General features: G+C 49.9%; 6 protein-coding genes. 2 read left to right on the plus strand and 4 right to left on the minus strand.

Annotated features, from left to right (window positions below):
- A partial coding sequence (locus tag ACYZYZ_RS06435; RefSeq protein ID WP_461483668.1) for a beta/alpha barrel domain-containing protein occupies positions 1 to 671 on the plus strand: 671 nt, incomplete at its 5' end.
- A gap of 160 nt (positions 672 to 831) precedes the next feature.
- On the opposite strand, the gene ACYZYZ_RS06440 is transcribed toward ACYZYZ_RS06435, so the two are convergent.
- From ACYZYZ_RS06440 to ACYZYZ_RS06455, 4 genes are all read right to left on the minus strand, one after another.
- Positions 832 to 1,158 carry a c-type cytochrome gene (locus ACYZYZ_RS06440; protein ID WP_305170990.1) on the minus strand — a complete coding sequence of 109 codons (327 nt, stop codon included), beginning with the start codon at positions 1,156 to 1,158 and terminating at the stop codon, positions 832 to 834.
- 81 nt (positions 1,159 to 1,239) lie between these two features.
- Positions 1,240 to 1,788, minus strand: coding sequence for a cytochrome b (locus ACYZYZ_RS06445; RefSeq protein WP_461483669.1), 549 nt, complete (start codon positions 1,786 to 1,788; stop codon positions 1,240 to 1,242).
- 87 nt (positions 1,789 to 1,875) lie between these two features.
- Complete coding sequence (gene rraA, locus ACYZYZ_RS06450) at positions 1,876 to 2,355, minus strand: ribonuclease E activity regulator RraA (protein ID WP_461483670.1); 480 nt, start codon at positions 2,353 to 2,355, stop codon at positions 1,876 to 1,878.
- A gap of 9 nt (positions 2,356 to 2,364) precedes the next feature.
- A complete protein-coding gene (locus tag ACYZYZ_RS06455) occupies positions 2,365 to 2,688 on the minus strand; it encodes a Rieske (2Fe-2S) protein (RefSeq protein WP_305170994.1) in 324 nt (107 codons plus the stop codon).
- Positions 2,689 to 2,840: 152 nt separating this feature from the next.
- On the opposite strand from ACYZYZ_RS06455, the gene ACYZYZ_RS06460 reads away from it, so the two are divergent.
- Positions 2,841 to 3,809, plus strand: a 969-nt coding sequence (locus ACYZYZ_RS06460) for an anthranilate synthase component I family protein (protein WP_461483671.1), incomplete at its 3' end; no start/stop codon positions are given.

A 3,809-nucleotide genomic window follows, 5' to 3' on the forward strand; every position in this document is an offset into this window, starting at 1 on the left:
TGAATGGCAAATTGCTTAAGCCGGCTCGTCTGGCATCAGGCCTGTTTCAGTTCCACAAAGGGTCGGGTGAAGACCGGGTCGTATTGGATTGCATCACCTCACTACAGCATGGCGCTGACTTGCTGTGGATCGAAACCGAGAAGCCCCACGTTGGCCAGATCGCTGAAATGGTTAACCGTATCCGCGAAGTTGTTCCAGATGCGAAGCTGGTTTACAACAACAGCCCGTCATTCAACTGGACTCTGAACTTTCGTCAGCAAGTATTCGATGCCTGGAGTGAAGAAGGTAAAGACGTATCCGCTTACGATCGCGCCAACCTGATGAGCGAAGAGTACGATGCCACTGAACTGGCTCTGGCCGCTGATGAGCGTATCCGTACCTTCCAGGCTGATGCCGCTCGCGAAGCCGGTATCTTCCACCACCTGATCACACTGCCGACCTACCACACTACTGCGCTGTCTACAGACAACCTGGCTAAAGGTTACTTCGCAGAAGAAGGCATGCTGGCTTACGTGAAAGGTGTTCAGCGTCAGGAAATTCGTCAGACCATCGCCTGTGTTAAGCACCAGAACATGGCCGGTTCCGACATCGGTGACAACCACAAGGAATACTTTGCGGGTGAAGCCGCACTGAAAGCTGGTGGTAAAGACAACACCATGAACCAGTTCTAATAAACCATTCAAGTTTCACTCTATATCCCCTATAGAGTACCCTTCAGGGAGCTGGTCACAGCTCCCTTTTTTTATGTTGTCGTTTTTTATTTATTTTCAGGGCGAGAGCAGCAGCTGGCCACTCGCTTGGCGGCTTCAGAACAGCTTGAAGAGTTTGGGATTACTTAAGTATCTGGCTTTCAAGATAATTTGCCAGAGAAGTCAGTTCCTCATCAGAGAGATGATCGAACGAAGGCATTTCACGATGCCGGTCACTTCCCTTGATCCACTCCATCAACTCGTTTTGCGACTTTCGCGTCAACAACGTGGCGGGGATACGTTTAAGAAAATCGCTACGGCCAGTCCTAGGGTGACACTCGGAACAGTTCTCCTGAAAAAGCTTTTCCCCAGCTACAACTGAAGGGTCCACCTCTGCTTTTCCCTTATCGCCGCAGGCTACCAGTCCGGCAGCAACAAGTAGCACGAAAAGACTCTTGGACTTAATCATCGACCTCTCCTTAATACTGAATTATTTATCGTTATTTATTCTATTTTAAACTGTCACAGCCTGTGACATTAAGCCACTGGGTCAGTGTTTACCCGGCAAGATACGCAACAGCGTATTATCTTTCAGCACATAATGGTGGACCAACGCTGCGACTGCATGGATGGCAATCAACACATAACCAGTAATGCCAAAAATTTCATGTATCTCCTTGAAGATACCCGCCACCTCCTTGTTTTCAGCGATTAGTGGAGGAAGCGACAGACCGAAGAAGAGAATATCCTTACCCTCGCCGCTTAACACCAGCCAGCCCAGCACAGGCATCACAAACATCAGTAAATAAAGCGCCAGATGAAGCACTTTTGCCAGCTTCAGCTGCCAGCTTTCAGGGGTCGGAACGATACGCGGCGAGACCTGAATCAACTTCAACAGCAGTCGCAGCCAAACCAGGCAGAAAACACTGAGCCCCAGTGAAAAGTGCCAGGCTTTAAATGCATTGCGAGGGTCACTCCCCTTCGGAAAAAATTCCCGGCACTCAATTGCGGCATACACAGCAATAATCAGCAGCAACATCAGCCAGTGCATGGCGATGGAGAGCGAGCCATAACGGTCAGCTGTATTCTTTAAACCCATAGCTATTCTCTCTTACCTATAGCATCACTTTAGATCAATGACTCACAATTGCGTTGATATCAATCAGGTGGGGAATAAATGACTGGTCTATAGCAAAGCGCTGGCAGAAACCAGCACTCCGTTATTATCGGCGTACACATATTCACCAGGAACAAAGGTCACACCACCAAAAGTTACCGGTACATTCAGGTCACCAATACCCCGCTTGTCTGTTTTCAAGGGGATACTGCCCAATGCCTGAACACCAAGGTCGAGCTCTGCCAGGGCATCCACATCCCGCACACAACCAAAAATAACCAGTCCTTCCCAACCATTTTTAACAGCATTCTCAGCAATCATATCGCCAAGCAACGCTCTTCTCATGGATCCGCCACCGTCGACAACCATCACCTTGCCATGCCCGGGTTTAGCCGCGTTTTCTTTCACCAGAGAGTTATCCTCATGACACTTGATCGTGACAATTTCACCGCAAAAGCTGTCTCTGCCGCCAAAATTGGCCAGCATCGGCTCCAGCACTCTGACCAGCTCAGGGTTGTCATCACATAAATCGGGGGTAGAAAAACTCATAACTGATCCTTAGGTTTCATCAATAATAATGCCCACCTGGTCGCCTTCGCTGGTCAACGTCAGGCTCACCAATGGACCAACATCTGCAACCACGTCACCACCAATAGGATGACCATTCTCCAGCTCAAACGAGATGCCGTGTTTTGGGCAGCGCAGGCAGCCCTGTTGCAAGCGACCCATAAATAAAGGTGAGCCATCGTGGGGACAGCGATTTTCAATCAGACGGGTAATACCTGCGCTGTGTAGCAGCAACAGGTCTCTGCCTGCCACGTTGACACGCCGAAGATACCCTTCTTTAAGGCGATTTTTTGACTCTAGTGGATAGAAGCTCATAGGCCGGAAAGGTTGCCATGATCAGGATAGTGTCGCAATGGTAAAAGTCGCGTCATCTAAACTTTTAAGAGCATACAACCTAGAACCTTATGTCAGACTTAAACATCGTTTTATTCTGTGAAAAGCCTGCCCCCTACCTTAGACTAACGACCATGTCTTCAGTAGATGTCCTCGATTTTCCTTACCGCCCTGATGCCGAAGCTCTGTTTGCGGAAATACGTGATCTGCCCAATGCCATCTGGCTGGACAGTGGTAAGCCGCGCAGTCTATCCGGTCGCTTCGATATCATCACCGCCCAACCCAATTGCGTACTGGAAACCAGGGGTAACGAAACGCGCATAACGACTGCCAGTGCCACACACATCAGTGGCGAAGACCCCTTTCTTCTGGCACAGGATTTACTCAACACCTCCGGGGCTATGGAACCATCTCTCAGCGCCTATCCGTTTGTCGGTGGTCTCGCCGGGTTCTTCGGCTACGATCTGGGTCGCCGCATAGAAGCATTGCCTGACTCACTGCCAAAAGTCGATGGTTTCCCAGATATGCATCTTGGCTATTACACCTGGGCGTTGGTGTTAAATCACTCATCACAAAAAGGCTGGTTGATCTTTCAGTCAAATTGCTCGCAAACCTTGCGGGCGGATATCAAAAAACGCTTGAAACAGGCCCCGGAAGAGAGCAGCGATCCCGGCTATCGCTCTGAATACCTCTTCACCCCATCCGCAACCAGGGATGAATATTTTGACGCCATCAGCAAGATTAAAGCGTATATCCGCCAGGGCGACTGCTATCAGGTTAACCTGGCACGCCATTATTCGGCGCCCTTTGATGGCGACAGCTGGACGCTGTACCGGCAATTGCGTCGGGTTCTACCCTCTCCCTACAGTTGCTATTACCAATGGGGAGATCCGCAACAGGCCATCTTGAGCCTGTCACCGGAACGCTTTCTTAAACTGTCCATGGGGCAAGTGGAAAGCAAACCAATTAAGGGAACAGCGCGACGAGGTAAGACTGTCGAGGAAGACCAACAGAATGCCATAGAGTTGATGAACAGCGCCAAGGATCGCGCCGAGAACCTGATGATTGTCGACCTGTTGAGAAATGATCTCGGCAAAACCTGC

The organism is Porticoccus sp., from assembly GCA_023261185.1.
Taxonomy (GTDB): domain Bacteria; phylum Pseudomonadota; class Gammaproteobacteria; order Pseudomonadales; family Porticoccaceae; genus Porticoccus; species Porticoccus litoralis.